Source organism: Exiguobacterium sp. PvP048 (assembly GCF_040549175.1).
In the GTDB taxonomy this organism is placed as follows: domain Bacteria; phylum Bacillota; class Bacilli; order Exiguobacteriales; family Exiguobacteriaceae; genus Exiguobacterium_A; species Exiguobacterium_A artemiae.
This window is the reverse complement of the sequence record NZ_JBEPSU010000004.1, coordinates 106,387-125,612: the sequence shown is the minus strand read 5'-3', so window position 1 is coordinate 125,612 and position 19,226 is coordinate 106,387. Positions and strand designations below refer to the sequence as shown.

The window sequence follows — 19,226 nt, the reverse complement described above, 5'->3', positions numbered from 1 at the left end:
CACAAAAAAGGTTGCAACGGGGCCTTGTCCAGGTTTTTTGGACAGGGTTTGGTTGCAACCTGTGTGAGTTATTTAATGTTGAGTCCAGCCTTTTTATAAAAGACGGGCTTTAATTCATTGTATCGGACGGTCAATCGATTAAAGGTTTTGAGTGCTTCTGTCGCTTGACGGGAAGTCCGGTTTAAATCAGCTGTCGCTTCGTCAATCTTAACGAAGTTCGGTTTTTCGGTCAAGTAGGAGAGCACTTTCTTTTCTGACGCGATTGCTGCCGTGTAACGTTTTAAAAACGTATCAAAAGCTTTCTCCCGCTCTTTAAAGGCCTTAATAAGAGCGGTCCCGTCTTTTTTAGCGGCGGGTAACGAAGATAAGCTGCCCGTTAGTTCCGAAAGATCCAACTCATCAAAAGCACGGGTACGAATGGTTTTTTCCTGCTTTAACAAATCGACACGATCTTGATTCGAAGCGGTTAATTCTTCCCGTTCATTTTGTGCCCGTTTGATGTCATCGGCTCCGGCTTCGAGAACGGCTTGATACGTATTAACGGAAATTTCGTCTTGGCGTGTCCGTTGTTCAGCAATCGCTGCGGCTTTTCGTTCAAACTTGGCCTGTTCTTCCAACTGGTTATATATCGAAGCAGCGGGATCGCTCGAGCAGGCACTGAGAAACAAGACGCCGAGACAAGTGAAACAGCTATTAAAAATCATCCGTTTTTTGATCATGAAAGTAACTCCTTACAAATTAGAGAATTTTGCGAAATTATACGGGATATGAAAGTCTTCATCATAGACGGAAAATTGATATCCTTTTTTCTTTAGTCCGGCGACGATCGCAGGCAATGCCCGCAATGTTTGCGGTTGTTCATGTAACAGGATGATTTCGACCGGATCTTCTGCCCGGTTGATAACGGTTTTCGCAACTTCTTTCGCACTGTCTTTGTAGTACCAGTCCATCGAATCGATCGACCAGTCCCACACCCGAAGTTTCGCCTGTTCGATCTCTTTTGCAATCGACTTGGTAATGCCGGGTGTTGATCCATAAGGAGGACGTGTCAACAACGGGCTGTGATTCGTCAGTTGGTTGATTTGTTTCTGTACCCGCAGCATCTCGGGAACATACTGCTTTTTCTTATACAACGTGTCGTAATCATGAGTTTCACTGTGTGGTCCGATGTAATGTCCAGCCTTTGCCATCGAGCGGACGACATCCGGTTGCTCATTGATGTTACTTCCGATCAAAAAGAAAGTCGCTTTAACTTCTTGTTCTTTTAATGATTTCAAGATGTCTGAAGTCAAAGCGGTCGGTCCGTCTTCAAATGTCAGATACGCCACTTTTTTAGTAATCCCGTTCCATTTCTCGACGCGTGCCTTGTCCAGGTTCGGAGTCGGAACTTCCTGTAAAGATTGGACGGTTTTTACGCTCGCTTGTTGTTGTGTCGAAGTCAAGTACTGATAAACGATGTAACCGCCAATCGGAAGAAGAATCAGCGCCAGCACGATCAAAAGCTTAGCGAAATACTTTCGTTTGGGTTTTCGGTATCTTGGACCAAGTCCGATGGGATTGCCTGAGTTGTATGAATCCATTGATGTCTGAGCTCCTTTACGGAAAATGTTATGAGTTAAATGTAACATTTTGTCTGTTTCATTTGTAACGAAAATATTACAAAAAGATGACTGGAGAACCTGTAATTCAAAAAAAGTTGATTAAGATAGAAATAATGTTATATTTTCAAACAAAAAAAGAAGTCCATCCGCTACGGTAGACTTCCTTCTTCAAGCAAATTTGCGATTAGTGTTCTGTAACAGCACACTCATCACATTCTGTTTTATACGATTCGCATTGTTCATCCATTTCTTTTCCGCAATGGGAGCAGGTTTTGACCGGAAGTTGACGGTAAAACTCGGGAGAGGTCTCTTGGTAAAGGGGTTGTTCCATGATTGTGTTCCTCCTCTTAGTATATGGATGTACCAGCAAACAACACTGAATTTATTTTATTGTACTAGTACAGAAGCGGTATGTCAATCTTTGTTTTATAACAGAAGATTCTTTAGCAAGTCTTGTCATATGACAGGTAAGCGTAGAGGATGATACGATAACATAGTAAACAGATGTACCTAGAGGGGGATCATTATGAATCAAACATTATCTGACACACTATCGATTTTGACAGAACGCCGGTCAGTTCGTCATTACGATGAGACATTCACGCTTTCACAAAAAGAAGTACAAGAATTGGTTGAATTGACGACAGCTGCGCCAAGTGCCTGGAACCTGCAACATTGGCATTTCGTTGCCTTCCATTCGGAAGAAGCGAAACAACGATTAGCTCCAATCGCTTACAATCAGCCGGCCATCAGTTCTTCTTCCGTCGTCATTGCCGTACTAGGGGATTTACAGGCAAACCGAAACTATAATCCGGTTTATGGACCAGCTGTAGAAGCAGGAGGCATGACGGAAGACTTGTTTGACTCGATCAAAGGACAAGTAGAAGGGGCTTATCAAAGCGAGGCTTACGCGAGAGATGCAGCCATGTCAAACGCAAGTTTAGCTGCGATGCAACTGATGCTAGTTGCTGAAGCAAAAGGACTCTCGACACTCGCGATGGGCGGATTCAATCACCAACTCTTTACAGAAACGTTTATTACAGACGAACGTTATGTCCCGGTCATGTTGATTGCTGTCGGGAAAGCAGTCGAAGACGCGAAAAAACGTCCGGCGCTCCGTTTACCGGTCGATCAAGTGACGACTATTCTATAAGTAAAAGAGAGGGGCTGAATCAACATTGAGTTCAGCCCCGTTCATTTTTATTTTTCATATTTTTTTAGAAAAGTACTTGTCAGATGGTTAGTTTCTTGCTATATTAATACATGTCCTAGCAAGTACATAACGTACTGCATCATGATTCTGTAGCTCAGCTGGGAGAGCGCTACCTTGACAGGGTAGAGGTCGCTGGTTCGAGCCCAGTCAGAATCATACCAAAAACCCGTTCATCCTTGGATGAGCGGGTTTTTTTGTTTTAATCATTGGTTTGAAGTTCATCTTCTGTCACCCATTTATGATTTTTAATCGTTTTTCCACCGGTTGTCGGTTTAAAATCGACCATATACACGGTTGTCTGATCGGCTTGATCAATGGTCGCTTTTGCACCATCCATCCCTTTCATGTGATCAGCCGCTAAAGTTACCTCATCACCTGCTTGCAACGGTGAAGCCGGAACCGGGTTGAGTTCTTCCTGAATCACCCATTTATGATTACTGACTTTTTTACCACCGTTCGTTGGTGTATAGCTGACTTCATATACTGTTGTATCAAATGAATCGACGATTGTTGCTTTTGCGCCATCCATCCCTTTCATATGATCAGAGGACAGAAGGACGTCTGATCCGTCTTTAAACTTCGGATTTTCAGCTTGTTTCAGTCCAGCGGGAATTTTCCCATCACTTGAATGCATCATCCCTGCATGGGAATCGTTCTTATTATCATGCGTATCGTGTGAAGTAGAGGAATTGGAATCAGATCCGCAGGCACCTAAACTTAGGACAGCAGAAAGAGCGAGTGATGTAACGAGTAGTTGTTTTTTCATGAAAATTGACCTCCTGTAGTAATTTGGTTATGTGACTACTATACCCGTGTTTCGTGCAGAAACCGTGCAGAAAGAGTGACAATTCAATTACCTGACTGAATGAGTCATTGGAAAAGTGTATCGTAATAGTGAAGAAAAAGGAGGAGCAGGGCGTGCGGCATATTTCATACTACATTGGTCTACTTTTTTTGACTGCCATTCTTGTCATCGGCGGCATTCTGTTCAGTACCCTCTATTTAAACCTTGTGAATCAAAGGACGAATGAAGTGGTCCTCGGTTTGCTGAACCGAGGGAACACGCACCGCGATGTCCTCGAGGAATCATTTCATGCGGAAACATTGGAACATGTCAGTTTGATGGAATCAGCATCCGAATTTACCGTCGTTATCACGGATCAAAAAGGAAAAATTTTAAAGGCTTCGCATCCACTTACTCCCAAAATGAAAGTAGAGCTTATCCATACGGAATTTCAAACACAACGAAAAGATCGGATTTTAAGAGCTCAAGCGGAAACGAAGGGTTTTTTTATGACAGATAGTCCAATCACGATTTCAGGTGTTCATCGTGGGCATGTCTTCATGTTTGCTCCGGAAACGTTAATTCAACAAGTCGTCGACCCGTTAAGACAACAATTCATTCAAGTTGGTATCATTGCCGTCCTTCTATCGCTTACGACTGTCGTGCTGTGTACACGATTGATTTCAAGACCACTCATTGAGATGGAGCGTGCGACGGCCAAGTTGAAAGAAGGAAACCTTGACGTGGATTTACCGGTAAACCGCTCGGATGAGCTTGGGGCACTGGCACGCTCCATCACACAGTTGGCAAAAGATCTTGATTTTTTGAATCGTGAACGGACAGAATTTTTAGCAAATATCTCGCACGAACTTCGAACTCCGCTGACCTACATGAAGGGTTATGCAGATATATTACATCGTCCAAACTTGCCGGAATCTGAAAAAACAGCTTATCTGTCGATTATCAAAGAAGAAAGCGATCATTTGAGCACATTGATTGAACAGCTGATGTTACTGGCACGTTCCGATACGAATGCATTCTCAGTCGAACGAGTGCCGCTTGCGCTCGATCAATTGATTGTCTCGACGACAGAGAAAATGCGACCTGCAATTGAAGAAAAAGGGCTGCATTTGCATGTATCAGGGGAACCGGTAGAGATAGCAGGAGATGAAATTCGGCTCAAGCAAGTGCTGATAAATGTATTAGATAACGCAAAAAAATATACAGCAACCGGTGAAATCGTCGTCCGATACGGCAGGAATGAAACAGGACCGTATTTTCAAGTACGTGATACAGGAAGCGGCATCAGTCAAGAAAGTTTACCCCATGTGACAAAACGTCTGTACCGCAGTGAACCGTCACGATCACGAAGCCGGGGCGGATCAGGGCTTGGTTTGACGATTGCCTTGGCAATCGTTCAAGCACACGATGCGACATTAGATATCAAGAGTGAAAAGAATGCCGGGACGAGTGTGATGATTCAATGGAAGGTGTGAAGAAATGGCTCGAATTTTAATCGTTGATGATGAACAACGGATGCTTCAATTAATGAAGTTATATCTGGTACCCTATGGTCATACATGTCATTTAGCCGACACGGCCGAAAAAGCGCTCGACATCGTCAAGACCGTTCCCATCGATTTGGCCTTACTCGATGTCATGATGCCCGATATGGATGGATGGACGTTGTGTGAAAATATAAGACGAATGGCTGATTTTCCAATCATTATGGTGACAGCGCGGAATCAAATGGAAGATGTGCTACGGGGGCGCAAAGTCGGTGCAGATGATTATGTGGCAAAGCCGATTCATGAAGGAGAATTATTAGGACGAATCGAACTGTTGATTGGTCGAGAAAAGCGGGAGCAGTATGCATTTCATGGACTGCAGTATGACGTCGCAGGATATCATTGTACATTCGACGGACAAAAAATCTTACTGACGAAAACAGAGTTTCAACTTTTAGGAAAACTCTTGACGTCCGTGAATGGCGTCTTATCAAGAGAACAATTGGTTTTGTCGCTGTGGGGCAATGATCAATCGATTGAACCACGAACGATTGATTCTCATATGCGTCATCTTCGTGAGAAATTGCGCCGTTCCGGTTTTCCAATCGATGAGTATTTGGAGACTGTCCGAGGTGTGGGTTATCGTTTACTGGAGCAGACAAAAGACAGCTAAAAGGAGAATTGAAATGACAACGACAATTTATTTGGTCCGTCATGCGCATTCGACCTATTCTACAGACGAAAAAGCGCGTCCTTTATCAGAACAAGGGAGATACGATGCGGAACAACTGACGACTCTTTTTGAAGGGATTAAACCGGACCAGATTTACGCGAGTCCGTATCGGCGAGCGATTGAGACGGTCCAGCCTTTAGCAGAACAATATGGATTAGTCATTCAAGAAGCAGCGGCTTTTCAAGAACGGTTATTGGCGCCCGAAGAACTGCCGGATTTTCAACAGGCTGTCGGTTATGTATGGGAACATCCGGATGAAAATCCGTATGGAGGTGAATCAAACGTTACGGCACAACGGCGGATCGTGCCTGAAATCAAACGATTACTAGAAAAACATAAAGATCAAACCGTCGTCATCGGAACACACGGGAATATCATGGTGTTATTAATGCAACATTTTGATCCGGCATATGGATATGCGTTCTGGAAAACGCTAAAGATGCCGGCTGTGTATCAAATGACATTTAAAGACGAAACCTTCCTTCAGATTGAAGAAGTTTGTCAGCATAACTAAAAAAACAGGAGATTGTCCCTTCGATAAGGGACCTTCTCCTGTTTTGATTATGCTTTTACCTTTTCATGTTTTTGGATTAAATCAGCTGTCAGCTGACCTGATAAGGTGACCATCGGGACACCACCACCTGGATGTGTGGAACCACCGACGAAATAGAGACCTTCGTAGAGATCACTCTTCGATGGAATCTTAAATCCACCGTTCTTTTTCCGATCGGCTGCCACACCATAAATCGAGCCACCGTTCGGACCATATAGGGATTTCAAGTCTTCTGGTGTAAAGCGGTATTCAAATTCAATCGATTCGCGTAAATCAGTCAGTCCCATCCGTTCCAATTTATCGAGGACGACTTCACGGTACGCATCCCAATCGGTTTTTCCATCTTGTTTCGTCAGTGGTGGCACGTGTGTCAAGACGAACAAATTATCTTTTCCTTCAGGAGCCTGTGACGCATCGGATTTAGAAGAAACACCGACATAAATCGTTGGATCTTCTGGCGGAACACCATCCTTGAACATTTGGGCAAATTCCCGTTCCGGATTATCAGAGAAGAAGAAATTATGGTGTTTCAAGTCTTTGTATTCACGGTTAACCCCAAGTAACAGAACAAGACCGGAAACGGAAGGCACGAATGACTGATTTAATTTTTTAGCCTGTTTTGGTCCTTTTTTCTCTGAAATGAGATGTTGATAGGTCGGAATGACCTCAAGGTTCGAGACGACGACATCAGCCGGATAAAATGTACCGTCTGTCGTTTCCACGCCGATTGCACGCTTGCCTTCTGTGACGACACGTGCGACAGGTGTGTTGACGTGAATGGTCACCCGGAGTTCGTCAAGCACCGTCTTCATGGCACGGGCGATATTGTACATACCACCTTTGACATAATAGATGCCGAGACCCATCTGAACATAAATCATTTGATTGAAGACAGCAGGAGCTTCATAAGGGTTGGATCCGACGTACATGACCATATAATTAAACAGCTGCTCCAGATATTTGTTGTTCAAATGTTTTTTTGTACCGCTTGCTACTGTATTGAGTGGATCCATCTTAAGTAATTCAGACATCGTATGGTATTTTTTTAAGTCTTTTAAATCTTCGAGACTGTATTTGTAGAAACTGTCTAAACACAGGTCATACATCTTTTTAGAATAACTGAACAATTCGACGAAATCCGCTTGATCGGAAACTTTTTTAAATTCCTCAAGCATTCCCGGGAGATCGCCTTTGACGTCAAGTTGTGTACCGTCTTCAAAGAAAGTCCGCCATTGCGGTTCGATGCGTTCGATTTCCAAATAGTCGTCGAGTCGACGGTGGACGCTCGTAAACAATTGTTCGAGTACCCAAGGCATCGTCAAGATTGAAGGACCGGTATCGAACGTAAATCCTTGGCCGCTACGTTGGTTTAATTTCCCGCCAACATTTCCATTTTGTTCTAGCATCGTGACTTCATAACCGTCTCCCGCAAGGCGGATTGCTGCTGACATACCTGCTAAACCTGCTCCAATAACGACTGCCTGTTTCTTCAAAAAAATCACATCTCCTTATGTTTTAGTAAATAAACGGAATCAAACGTTTTCTTTTGCGGGCCCAGTCCGTGTAAGCAGGACCAAATCCTTTGGTTAACATCTGTTCCTCGATTCGAATACGGTGAAGCAAAGCGATGAACATCAGGATTCCGGCACATAACGTGACAAACAAATTCCCGAAGTATAACGGGAAACCTAACGTGATAAAAAACAGACCGGAATAGAGGGGGTGGCGTAATGCCCGATAAGGACCCGTGCTGACAAGCCGGTCGCCCGGATTGACAGCAACATGGCGGGTGAACTGATGCTTGAGATGATAAATCCCCCAATAGCGCAGAACGACACCGGAAGTCAAAAGGAGCAATCCGATTTCACGTGACAAGGGAAGTCGAATTGAATCACTGAACAGAACGGAAAAAAGGATTGTGGTGATTAACGTAGCTAAAATCCAATAAAAACTTTGCCGTTCTTCCAGTGGAGAAGGTTCCTTCTTACGGTTTCGGAACAGAAACAATTCGAATAACCAAAGAAGAGAGACGGCAATGAACACTTTATCTAAAATGGTCATAAGATTCGCCCCTGACTGATACTAATCATTATTTAAAGAAAACGCATACAAGAAATCTTTACCCGAAAGGCTGAACATTCAATCCTTGTGTCGGACAATCCAGCTTCTTTTGGCAAACTGAGAATTAATTCATTTTGATTACACCTGTACAAAAAATGGTGGCATTTTGAAATGAATGTTATTCTAAAATTAAAGACTAATTACCCTGTTTTGGAAAAAAGGAGTTTTAAGAGATATGAAAAAATTAAAGCAAACGGTGATCGGGTTACTGGCGATTCTCCTCTCACTCGTCAGTTTTTCACTGGCCGCAGAAGCATCCAGTTACCGCCAGGCGAAAACACCGCTCAATCTTCGAAGCGGGGCTTCGACAACAAAAGCAGTCGTCGCAGTGATTCCGACTACTGTCTATGTCAATGAAATCAGCCGACTCGGGACATGGTCAAAAGTTCGTTATGGAACACAGACAGGGTATGCCAGTACAAAATATTTACTGACCGATCAACAAATCGGTGGGTTACGCATCGGCAAGACATTAATCGTTAATCCAAATCTTCCGTTACGTTCGACGTATGCGCCGGGAGAAAGTACAGTTGCACGGGCCGCATTTGAAAAAATGAAACGGGCTGCCAAAGCGGAAAAGATTACGCTGGTCGCATTCAGTACATACCGTTCATATGCGTATCAAAAAGCCTTATTTGAAAAATATGTGGCACGGGATGGTTTTGAGAAAGCCAGCACGTACAGTGCCCAGCCGGGAAAAAGTGAACATCAAACAGGACTGGGTTTTGATATCGGAGGCGCCGATTCATCAAAATATGCCAAGTTCAGCTTCTCAAGTACAAAAGAAGCAAAATGGCTGGCTGCCAATGCCCACCGTTTTGGATTCCATCTCCGTTACCCGCTCGGAAAAGAATCATGGACAGGCTACACATATGAAAGTTGGCATTACCGTTATGTCGGAGCAACGCTTGCGGCGCAGCTGAAAATGACCGGATTGACAATGGAAGAATACTATCAATTGGCACCGGGTAAACCAAGTACACCGTAACAGGTTTCACTTCAAGCTTTAAATGGTAAAGAAATGGTGTATTCCTCATCGTCAGCAGCAGCGGTCTGTCTTTTTTCGAAAGAGGTGGAAAGTTGTGGCGAAAAAAGAAGAAAAGCACCATATCATGACCTTTACATTTGAAGAAGAAGCGACCTAGTATCAGGTATTCAGTGAATTAAAGAAATATCATGCGAATGGCCAAGTCGATTTTGAACAAATCGCTGTCATTAAACGAAGTGAAAGCGGAGCTTTTTCCTTTGAAGATGCTGTCGACTTGAGCGGCTCCAACAAAGCCTTTAAAGGTTCTTTAATCGGTATGGCAGTCGGGATTCTCGGGGGACCGTTCGGTATTTTATTAGGTTCGATGACCGGGATGCTGATTGGCGGATCAAAAGACTTAAAAGAGAATCAAGCTGTTCAAGAAACATTTAAACGGACACTTGGTGTGATTCCACCTGGTAAGACGGGAATCATTGCAATCGGGGAAGAATTCGAACCATCCGTACTGGATGGACTGGTCGCGAAACATAATGGAACGATTGATCGGACAGATGAATTGCTCGAAAAATAATCAAAAAAATCCTTCCCTCATCAAGAGGGGAGGATTTTTTTAGATTAAGATTGACGTTCTTTTTTTACTTTTTTGAAGAAGAAGAGCTCGTAGACGACCGGGACGATGATGAGCGTCAAGAGTGTTGACGTCGTCAATCCGCCGATGACAGTCAAGGCGAGACCTTTTGAAATCAGGGTACCGGATGACGTTGTCAGCGCGAGCGGGACAAGCGCCATGATAGTAGCGAATGCCGTCATCAGGATGGGACGAAGTCGTGTCTTACCGGCTTCAATCAAGGATTCCCGAACCGGAAGTCCACGTGTGATGTTCTGACCAATCCGGTCAACAAGCACAATCGCGTTGGTCGTGACGATTCCGATCAGCATGAGGAATCCGATCATAACACTGACAGACAATGGTTCGTTAGCTAGGAACAGTGTAACGAGCGAACCGATCGGAACGAAAATGAGCGATGACAAGATGATGAACGGAATCCGTGCTTTTCCGAACGTGATTAACATCGTCAAGTAAACGAGACCGATGGCAACGACGATGGCAATTCCGAGAGATTGGAAGATTTCAACCGTATCATCATTTCCGCCGCCACTTGTTAAGGAAACGCCGTCCGGCAAGTCAATTTTTTCGACAGCAGCTTTGACGTCACTGGAGACCGTTTGGACGTTATCGCCTTTGACTTGACCCGAAACGCGGGCATAGACTTTACCGTCCAGTTTTTGAATCGATGTGAAGGTATCGACTTCATTGACGGTTGCGACATCTTTTAAGGCGACAGGACCGGCAGCCGAGAAGAGCTGGACATTTTCAAGATCTTCTTTCGACGTCAAGTCTTCCTTGTAAGACAATTGGACGTCCTGATCTTTGTCATCAAGGTTCAGTGTACCGACCGTGACAGGTTTAGTCTGGTCGTTGACCGTACCAAGAATCTGGAAGCCGGATAAACCACGATCACTGGCTTTTTCAGAATCAATTTCGACAAGGAATTGTTTTTGTTTCTCGCTAAAGTTATTCGTAACATATTTCAAATCATTGTTTTTGTTCATATTGTCTTCCACCAGTTTAGCTGCTTTTTGGAGCGCTTCTAAATCAGTCGAGAACAAATCAACATCTACATTATTATTGGATGGGGGACCACCTGTCGACAGTTCAGCAACGCTGATTTTGACGTCGACACCATCTTCTTTTGCGATATCATCCATTTTGGTTTCGAGGGATTTGATCGTTTTTTCGACATCAGCCCCGTCTTTTAAATTCAAGAAGTAGCTGGCTTTGTTGTCAAGTCGCAATCCGGTCGTGAAGTCACGTGCTCCGACGGATGTCGTGACATCAGCAATGGCGTTTTCCTGATCAAACATTTTTTCCATGTTCAGCGAAACATCACTTGTTTTCTCAAGCGACGTTGCAGCAGGAAGCTCCAGTGAAGCAGTCAATGTTTTTGAAGCTTCATTCGGAATGAACGTAAAGCCGAGTTGCGGTACGATGGCAAGCGAACCACCGAGTAACAAGAAGGAAACAACTAAGATGATCGCTTTATGCGACAATGATTTTTCAATCAGTGTGCCGTACCACCGTTGTAAGACGCCTTCTTTTTCTTCCGCCGGTACCTTTTTAAAGGCGAACTTCGCTAAGATCGGTACAATTGTAATCGCGACAAGTAGGGAAGCGAGTAACGAGAAGATGATGGTTAAGGCGAACGGTAAGAAGAATTTACCGGTAATACCGCCGACAAAGCCGATCGGCAAGAAGACGACGACGGTCGTAAGCGTCGAAGACGTGATGGCCTTCAAGATTTCTTTTGTCGATTGTTCAATGACTTCATCCGTCATCCCGCCATCCGACTTGCGGACCCGCCGGAAGATATTTTCGATGACGACGATACTGTCATCGACGACCCGACCAACAGCGACGGCCATCCCACCGAGTGTCATGATGTTCAGTGAAATATCCTGCCAGTTCAAGAAAATGGCTGCAATCAAAAGCGACAACGGAATCGAGACGATTGCAATGATCGTCGCCCGGATATTACGTAAGAACAGCAGAACGGCGAGTGAAGCAAACAGCGCACCGAGCAATCCTTCTTTTACTAGTGTTGCAACAGATTCTTCAATATCTTTTGCAGAATCAATCCCGATCGTATAATCGATTTGGTCATCGTATTTGTTTAAGATTTTTGTGACACCATCGGCGATTTCAACCGTATTAGCATCCTGTTTTTTCGTAATGGCCATCGAGAGAGAATCTTTTAAATCATAACGTGTTTTTTCACTTTGCTTCGAGACAGCTTTAATGGTAGCGATGTCTGAAAGACGAACCGGTTCCGCTTGTTCTGTCGGAGCACCCGTTTCGCCGGTAGCACCAGCCGGGGGTCCTGATTGGGCAGGTTGACCCTGGCCGCCGGAAGCAGCACCGGAAGCAACACTTGACGTCAATTGAAGATTTTTTAATTTATCCAAGTTTTCCAGTTTTTCTTCGACCCGGATCGGAATCTTCGAATCACCTTCTGCGAGCTGACCAGACGGGAAGGAAACATATTTGGCATTGATTTGTTCTTTAATGCTTGATAACGATAAACCGGCCGCTGTTGCCTTTTTGTTGTCGACAGTAATCTGGACTAAATCATCTTTGTAACCACCAACAGAAACACTGTTGATGCCCGGAATTTTATTCAGTTCCGGTTCGATTTCATTTTTTAGAAGGGACTCAATCTCTTTTCCGTCTTTACTAAAGAAGGAAATGTTGTAGATTGGGAACGATCCAAATGAGAAGCGGTTTAACTTCGTTGTCGCTTCTTCCGGAAGGTTAGCATCCTGGATCGCAGCATCGATTTGTTGTTCGACCTTGTCCATATCGGTATCAAATGGGAATTCGATATTGATGATCCCGATACTTTCATAAGCAGAGCTCGTGATTTTTGTCGAGCCCTCGATCCCTTTCAGTGCTGTCTCGAGTTTTGAGACGACCTGTTTATCGACATCATCCGGAGATGCGCCTGGATACACAGCTTCTACTGAAATTTGAGGAAATTCAATTTCAGGAAATTGATCCACTTTAAGCTGAGAAAACGAATATACGCCGCCCAAAACTAATAAAATAGCAATAATAAATACAGCGACAGAGTTCTTTAAACTAAACCTTGTTAAAAAATTCAACAGTTACCCCTCCTTTATTTTATATGTGCTTATTTACATAGTAGAGGACGAAACGAAACCCTGCAACTTTGAACTGTAGAGCAGAAAGAAAAAATATAATAAAAAAAATCAGAGAAAAGTCTTTACAGTTTTCAATATGTTGCTATAATAAACATATACCCAGGACACACGATCATGATTCTGTAGCTCAGCTGGGAGAGCGCTACCTTGACAGGGTAGAGGTCGCTGGTTCGAGCCCAGTCAGAATCATACCGAGCTCCCGTTCATCACACGATGAACGGGAGTTTTTTCATGTAAAAAAGCTGTTCCTTCATTATATGAGGGAACAGCAACGTGAGCACCTATTGAATTTCTAATCGAAGGTCGCCCATCTTTGTCCAACCGGCCATCGTCGTCATGCGGTAAAAGACGAGCGTCAAGACACCGGGAAGGACGACGCCGGTTGCAAAAAAGATCAGGAACGCATTAAAACCCTGATTAACGAAGATGTTGAGTGGGGCAATCATTGAATTTAATCCGAGACCCGCAAGTTCATAAGGGACTTCAAGTGAAAGAACAAGTGTGGCGATGGGTGCCGAGATCATCGCGGCCAGGAACGGAGCGACGACAAGTCTTGGATTCTTAACGATGTTCGGAAACTGAACCTTTGGTGTGACGAAGAACGAAGCAATCAAACCGCCGGGATCTGTTTGACGATATGCCATCAATGTAAATCCGACAAACTGAGCTGAACAACCGATTAAAGCAGCGGCACTGGCGACCGGGTCGAGTTGAAGGGCGATTGCGAGTGCAGCCGATGAAGCGGGTGACATCAATAAGACACTAAAGATAAGAGCAATAACAAGCGATGTTGCAATCGGTGAAGACTCGACGGACGCAGTAACCATTGCGCTGAATCGTGTGAGGAGAGGTGTTGTGACGGCAGCGGCACCAAGACCGGTAAAACCGCCGGCGAGAACAGCACTGACCGGGATGACCATCATGTCGAATTTTGTTTTCCCTGTCATCCGTTTTCCGACGAAGACGGCCACAGCAGCTGCGAGTAACGCACTGATTGGTTGACCCGGTACGAGGACAAGACCGGCATCCGTCGGTTGAAGTGCGGCTCCGCCAATCGTCGCGGCAATCATCGCACTGAATAAGACTAAGGTGTTTCCGCCAAGCTGATAAGCAATTCCGGCTCCGAGTGCGGGGGCGAGTAAGACTTTGGCGACGCCGCCGATTGTCAGTAACATTTCAATATGTAAGAGATTTCCGAACGTCTCAATCAATAATCCTACCCCTAACGTCACTAACACGGCATTTGCCATCCCGGCAGATACTTTCACCATTCGATCCATCGCATATTCTTTCAACTCACTCATCCTCTCTCTATTTCGCTTTGCCATGAAAAAAACCTATCCGGTATCGGATAGGCGCCAGTATTCCTGCGGGCGCCTCATTCGATGCATCGAAAGGAGGGCCCAAAATCAATTCCGAAAATCAGCGGAAAAGGTTTCAGTCCCTCGAGCATAGAATAATCAGTCGGCCAGTAATGTGGTTTACATACATAAAGTGTATTCCCCTCTCCGTGAATTTTTCTAAGCCTAACACGGGTAAGATGAATAATCAATATTTTCTGACAATTTATTTTTCGTGATTTTTGAACTTAAAATCAGGGGAAAGATAAGAATGGCATAAGTTGAACATTGGAGGCGGTTTCATGAAATTTGCAGTCATTACGGATATTCACGGCAATGCAACGGCATTAGAAGCAGTTTTAAAAAGAATAACGGAAGAAGCAGATGTCTCAGAAATTTTCTGTCTCGGAGATTTGATTGGCATCGGACCACAAACGAATGAAGTCATCGAAATTGTGCGATCGACACCACACATGACGACCATCAGCGGAAATCATGACGAAAATGTCCTTGCGTTGATCCATGGTCAAAAATATCCGGATAGTTACCGTCATGCGAAAAAACATCATCAATGGATTGCCGATCAGTTAACACCGGACAATCAACGTTTTTTGGAGCAGCTCCCAAGAACCGTCCGAAAAACATTTTCGGAACAGGAAGCATTGTTTACACATTATGCGTATCTGGATGAAACAAAAGCGATTGGAGAGGAACCGTTGGCAGATACGGTGGACGGAACAGAACAATCCCTGCCCGAGCTCTTTAAAGGCGAGCAGGCGAGTCTGATTTGCTTTGGGCATCATCATCCGAAACAGTTGGTCCGGGCGATGGGGATAACTTACCTGAATCCGGGGGCGCTAGGCTGTCAGCCGGAAGCTGTAGCACCATTTGCGGTAGTCGAACTGAACAGCGGAGAGTGGAACGTGAATGTCATTGAAGTGAAGTACGATGACCGACCGTACCTTGAAGCGTTTAATGCGGCACCGATGCCGGAAAAAGAACTGTTGCGTAAACTGTTTTTAGGCGGAAGAACATGAAAAAACGATCCGCTTGAATAAGCACGGATCGTTCGATGGATGACACATGTGATTATAAAAAACGGCTTACAAGAACGAGCATTAAAGGGACGGCGATAAGTAAAATCCCGATGATCCGTTTCGTCCGGCTTCGTTTCCATTGAAAGGCAAGCCCGAGGAAAGGGGATACAAGAAATCCGATAAATAAGGTGATCAATGTTAAAATGAAAAACAGAAAATCTGTTTTGGAGCTGGTGCGGGTGTACGATTTCCACATATCAACGAGCGATACAATGACGTAGACCAGCAAAGCTAACGTGAACAGAAAATTGGACAGTAAAAGCTGGGACAAATAAAACACTCCATTCAAGTACGAGTAAGGATCGATCACGCAAAAACAGCCTCTCCATTCATCGAGAGGCTGTTTTCATTATAACAATTTTAACATCGCTTGACTGATTGTTTTTAATTCAAGCGGTTTCCCAATCAGCGGCCATTCAGAAATCAAGGCAATATACGTCTTGAACAGTAAGAACGCAGTTACTTCGACCGGAACGGCCGGAGAACGTTTTTCAAGTTCCAACCGTGTTTCCAGCAGATTCTTTATATATTCGACGATATGCTGCTCGATTCGAATCCGTAGCTCCGACATCTCCTGAAGTTTCAGTGTCTGGGTTTCTTGTGTGATTTGTAAGATAAACAGATGCTGCTGTTGATGATTGACAATGGCATCAATCATCGCCTGTTTATTTTCTTCGACCGAAGCTGTCGTCGTATAGGCATTTTCCGCTTCTGCCTTCATCTCCTGCAACACCCGTGTGACGAGGGATTCAAACAAATCAAGTTTACTTTCAAACAATTGATAGACGGTTGGTTTTCCGACATGAGCCCGTTTGGCAACCCGTTCGATAGTCGTTCCTTTATATCCGAGTTCTGAAAAGCAGGCCATCGCCGCATCTAAAATGAGATGTTCTTTATCAGACAGTGTCATGGCGTTTTCTCGCTTTCGTTGAGAGTAAGATTCGTTTTCCGCCTAAAGCACCAGCGAAGCTGATAACAAGTGCAGAAAACAGAATCAAACCAAGGATTTGTACGTTTGTGATGAGTGTGTCAGTAACGCCGATTCCAAGTGCCTCACGGAAACCTGTGACTGAATATGTCATCGGCAGGAAGCGGTGAATCGATTGGAAAAAGCTTGGTGTCATTTCGACCGGGAATGTTCCGCCGCTGCCGCCAATTTGCAGTAACAACAGTAGGAAGGCGCTGAATTGTCCGACCCGACCAAAGAGCATGGTTAACGTAAAGAGTAGTGTGATGAACGTCATCCCTGTCAAAGCAGCGAAACCATACAGTGCAGGGGTGCTTGCAACATCGGCATCAAGTACATAAATAATGGCGACGGAAGCCGCAATCCCTTGTAACGCACCAATCGGTAAGATGATCGACAGTTTTCCGATGAGGAACCGCCACGTTAATGTCTCACCATGTTCAGGACGGATCTGGTAAACAGAAGAGAACATCAAGGCACCGGCAAACAAGGCGATGCTGAGGATGTAAGCCGCAAGACCTGATCCGTAGTTGTTGACGGTCGAATAATCATGTTCTTTTAAGACAACCGGTTCAGCGAGCATGTTGTCCCGGGCGTTGGATGGTTTGACAGTCGCATCTTTCGCGCCTTTACCGAGTTCGGTTTTCAATGTGTTGGCACCATCGGCAAGTTTCGAGTTTCCATCTGCCAAGCGTGAAGCGCCATCCGTCAGTTGACCGGCACCGGAAGAAATGGCGACGGCACCGTCTGACAGCTGACCGAGACCAGAAGTCAATTGACCGGATGCTGTACTGGCATCGTTCGCACCGGTTGCCAGTTGCTGGGCACCAGCCGTTAATTGGGTGCTTCCGACAGCTGCTTTATGCACGCCGTCTGTATAGGCCGTCAAACCTTGCGTGAGCGTGCCTTGTCCTTGTTCGAGACTTTTTGCACCGGCAAGTAGTTGAGTTTGTCCTTGCTCTAATTGTTTTGAACCAGCAAGTAGTTGGGTTTGTCCTTGTTCCAATCGTTTTGAACCGTCAAGCAGTTGTGCGAGCCCACCATCGAGTTGCGAGACGGCAGAAGCAATACTTTGACCACCAACCGCAAGCTGATTAATTTTTTCTGTTGCATCATTCGCTTTAGCGAGGCTTGCATCAAGTGTCGATTCTTGCTGTGCTAAATTTTGAACGTTTTGTTCCATCGTTGCGATGGATTGAAGCAAAGCACCTTTTTCTTCTTCCGTTAAAGTTTCAGATGAAGCAATGACTGCCTTGATACTCGCGACATTTTCTTCAAGTGCTTCACGACGAGTACTTAACTCTTGTTTTAACGTATCCGCCGCATCGTTGACTGCTACCAGCGAGGCATTGGCTTCTTGAGCCCGGGCGTTCAGTTGATCGAGACCGGCTGTGAACTCCGGCAGGTTGTTGTCGAGCTTCGACGCACCGGCCGAAGCTGTTTCGAGACCTTGACGGAGTTCCGTCGATCCGGCAGCTGAACTTTCGAGACCTTGACGAAGTTTTGTGGATCCGGCAGCTGAACTTTCGAGACCTTGGCGGAGTTTTGTCGATCCGGCCTGTAGATCGGCTGAACCTTTCATTAACTTTCCGCTGTTGTCATCGAGTTGATTGAGGCCGCTCGATAATTCACCGGACTTCTCTGCCAGTGTTTTTGTTCCACCGCTTAACGTGTTGAGACCGCTTGTAAGCTGGACGGAACCGTCCGCGGCTTTTGTTAAATTCGTGGACAACTCATTTGTCCCACTCGTTAGTTTACTGAGATTCGTCGTCAGTGTTTTTGCGCCATCTGTCGTTTTCTTCGCGCCATCTTCCAGTTTGGCTGAACCTTCGGATGCATCTTCTAGTCCTTTGGCAATTTTTTTAAGGGATCCGAAAATCGCACTGCTGTATTGTTTCGTGACGGATTTCCGGATTTTTTCGTTCAATTGCTTAGCGGCAGCGCTGGAAATCTGCGTACCGGAATAGTTTTTGGCTGGATTCAGATAATATTCCAACTCAATTTTTTTCGGATGATCGTCGAGTAAAGTAGTCGCATTATGAGAAAACTTCTTTGGGATGACGACTGTCATGTAAATATCACCGGCGCGAAGCTTTTTAGCCGCATCTTTACGTGAGAGATACTGCCAGTCAAAGTCATCATTTTTTTTCAGTTTTTTGACGAACTGATTTCCGATATCAATTTTTTCTCCTTCGAACTTCGTCGCCTTGTCTTCATTGACGACTGCGACCTTAATGTTTTCTGTCTTACCATACGGATCCCAAAAAGCAGATAAAAAGATCGAGTTATAAAGAAACGGGACGAGGATAAGTGCAAGAATCACGATGATCATCATCGGGCTTTTTAATTTTTTCCATTCTGAACGAAACATAAATCAAATCTCCTTCTTGAAACTAAAAACTAATTTAAGTTTCTGGTTTTGATGAAATTTACTTTACGCCTTTTTATGAAGGAAAGCAACTACTTAAGTCGATGAATTGCTGAGAAAAAGAATTGTTTCTCTTTTGTAATCATTCCAGACGAAAAAACACCCAACCTAAT

Annotated in this window: 18 protein-coding genes and 2 tRNA genes; 9 read left to right on the top strand and 11 right to left on the bottom strand. The window is 44.6% G+C overall.

Annotated elements, in window-relative coordinates:
* Positions 1-68: 68 nt before the first annotated feature.
* The 3 genes from ABIC15_RS10035 to yhfH form a co-directional block, all read right to left on the bottom strand.
* Positions 69-719, bottom strand: coding sequence for a YkyA family protein (locus ABIC15_RS10035; RefSeq protein WP_354020602.1), 651 nt, complete (start codon positions 717-719; stop codon positions 69-71).
* A gap of 12 nt (positions 720-731) precedes the next feature.
* The gene (locus ABIC15_RS10030) at positions 732-1,580 is read right to left on the bottom strand and encodes a polysaccharide deacetylase family protein (protein WP_354020601.1); all 849 of its coding nucleotides are present in this window, start codon (positions 1,578-1,580) and stop codon (positions 732-734) included.
* Between the two features lie 205 nt (positions 1,581-1,785).
* Complete coding sequence (gene yhfH, locus ABIC15_RS10025; protein WP_251135546.1) at positions 1,786-1,932, bottom strand: protein YhfH; 147 nt, start codon at positions 1,930-1,932, stop codon at positions 1,786-1,788.
* A gap of 195 nt (positions 1,933-2,127) precedes the next feature.
* On the opposite strand from yhfH, the gene ABIC15_RS10020 reads away from it, so the two are divergent.
* Positions 2,128-2,754 carry a nitroreductase family protein gene (locus ABIC15_RS10020; RefSeq protein WP_114596911.1) on the top strand — a complete coding sequence of 209 codons (627 nt, stop codon included), beginning with the start codon at positions 2,128-2,130 and terminating at the stop codon, positions 2,752-2,754.
* A gap of 143 nt (positions 2,755-2,897) precedes the next feature.
* A tRNA-Val gene (locus ABIC15_RS10015) sits at positions 2,898-2,970 on the top strand.
* Positions 2,971-3,013: 43 nt separating this feature from the next.
* On the opposite strand, the gene ABIC15_RS10010 is transcribed toward ABIC15_RS10015, so the two are convergent.
* On the bottom strand, positions 3,014-3,580 hold the full coding sequence (locus tag ABIC15_RS10010; protein ID WP_354020600.1) for a YdhK family protein: 567 nt from the start codon (positions 3,578-3,580) through the stop codon (positions 3,014-3,016).
* A gap of 152 nt (positions 3,581-3,732) precedes the next feature.
* Here ABIC15_RS10010 and ABIC15_RS10005 point away from each other — a divergent pair, with 152 nt between their 5' ends.
* Genes ABIC15_RS10005 through ABIC15_RS09995 form a run of 3 tightly spaced genes read left to right on the top strand, consistent with a single transcriptional unit; the run spans position 3,733 to position 6,353 of the window.
* Positions 3,733-5,094, top strand: a complete 1,362-nt coding sequence (locus ABIC15_RS10005) for a sensor histidine kinase (RefSeq protein WP_214766625.1) — start codon at positions 3,733-3,735, stop codon at positions 5,092-5,094.
* A 4-nt stretch (positions 5,095-5,098) separates the two neighbouring features.
* Positions 5,099-5,779: a response regulator transcription factor gene (locus tag ABIC15_RS10000; RefSeq protein WP_354020599.1), complete on the top strand. Its 681-nt coding sequence runs from the start codon at positions 5,099-5,101 to the stop codon at positions 5,777-5,779.
* Between the two features lie 13 nt (positions 5,780-5,792).
* Positions 5,793-6,353, top strand: coding sequence for a histidine phosphatase family protein (locus tag ABIC15_RS09995; protein ID WP_012369422.1), 561 nt, complete (start codon positions 5,793-5,795; stop codon positions 6,351-6,353).
* A 47-nt stretch (positions 6,354-6,400) separates the two neighbouring features.
* Here the strand turns inward: ABIC15_RS09995 and ABIC15_RS09990 are convergent, their stop codons facing one another.
* Complete coding sequence (locus tag ABIC15_RS09990; protein WP_354020598.1) at positions 6,401-7,885, bottom strand: phytoene desaturase family protein; 1,485 nt, start codon at positions 7,883-7,885, stop codon at positions 6,401-6,403.
* Between the two features lie 22 nt (positions 7,886-7,907).
* On the bottom strand, positions 7,908-8,453 hold the full coding sequence (locus ABIC15_RS09985; protein ID WP_012369424.1) for a methyltransferase family protein: 546 nt from the start codon (positions 8,451-8,453) through the stop codon (positions 7,908-7,910).
* 235 nt (positions 8,454-8,688) lie between these two features.
* On the opposite strand from ABIC15_RS09985, the gene ABIC15_RS09980 reads away from it, so the two are divergent.
* Positions 8,689-9,501 (top strand): D-alanyl-D-alanine carboxypeptidase family protein, encoded by an 813-nt coding sequence (locus ABIC15_RS09980; RefSeq protein WP_012369425.1) that lies wholly within the window; start codon positions 8,689-8,691, stop codon positions 9,499-9,501.
* Between the two features lie 274 nt (positions 9,502-9,775).
* On the top strand, positions 9,776-10,072 hold the full coding sequence (locus ABIC15_RS09975) for a hypothetical protein (RefSeq protein WP_354020597.1): 297 nt from the start codon (positions 9,776-9,778) through the stop codon (positions 10,070-10,072).
* A gap of 44 nt (positions 10,073-10,116) precedes the next feature.
* On the opposite strand, the gene ABIC15_RS09970 is transcribed toward ABIC15_RS09975, so the two are convergent.
* Positions 10,117-13,221 (bottom strand): efflux RND transporter permease subunit, encoded by a 3,105-nt coding sequence (locus tag ABIC15_RS09970; RefSeq protein ID WP_354020596.1) that lies wholly within the window; start codon positions 13,219-13,221, stop codon positions 10,117-10,119.
* Between the two features lie 176 nt (positions 13,222-13,397).
* Between ABIC15_RS09970 and ABIC15_RS09965 the strand changes: the two genes are divergently transcribed.
* A tRNA-Val gene (locus ABIC15_RS09965) sits at positions 13,398-13,470 on the top strand.
* A 92-nt stretch (positions 13,471-13,562) separates the two neighbouring features.
* Here the strand turns inward: ABIC15_RS09965 and ABIC15_RS09960 are convergent.
* Complete coding sequence (locus tag ABIC15_RS09960) at positions 13,563-14,585, bottom strand: PTS sugar transporter subunit IIC (protein ID WP_041261459.1); 1,023 nt, start codon at positions 14,583-14,585, stop codon at positions 13,563-13,565.
* A gap of 338 nt (positions 14,586-14,923) precedes the next feature.
* Between ABIC15_RS09960 and ABIC15_RS09955 the strand changes: the two genes are divergently transcribed.
* Positions 14,924-15,658: a metallophosphoesterase family protein gene (locus tag ABIC15_RS09955; protein WP_012369428.1), complete on the top strand. Its 735-nt coding sequence runs from the start codon at positions 14,924-14,926 to the stop codon at positions 15,656-15,658.
* A gap of 52 nt (positions 15,659-15,710) precedes the next feature.
* Here the strand turns inward: ABIC15_RS09955 and ABIC15_RS09950 are convergent, their stop codons facing one another.
* From ABIC15_RS09950 to ABIC15_RS09940, 3 genes are all read right to left on the bottom strand, one after another.
* A complete protein-coding gene (locus tag ABIC15_RS09950) occupies positions 15,711-15,989 on the bottom strand; it encodes a hypothetical protein (RefSeq protein ID WP_354020595.1) in 279 nt (92 codons plus the stop codon).
* 78 nt (positions 15,990-16,067) lie between these two features.
* Positions 16,068-16,628, bottom strand: coding sequence for a TetR/AcrR family transcriptional regulator (locus ABIC15_RS09945; protein WP_354020594.1), 561 nt, complete (start codon positions 16,626-16,628; stop codon positions 16,068-16,070).
* Positions 16,615-19,056: a YhgE/Pip family protein gene (locus tag ABIC15_RS09940; RefSeq protein WP_354020593.1), complete on the bottom strand. Its 2,442-nt coding sequence runs from the start codon at positions 19,054-19,056 to the stop codon at positions 16,615-16,617. Before ABIC15_RS09940 ends, ABIC15_RS09945 begins: the two co-directional genes overlap by 14 nt.
* Positions 19,057-19,226: the final 170 nt, after the last annotated feature.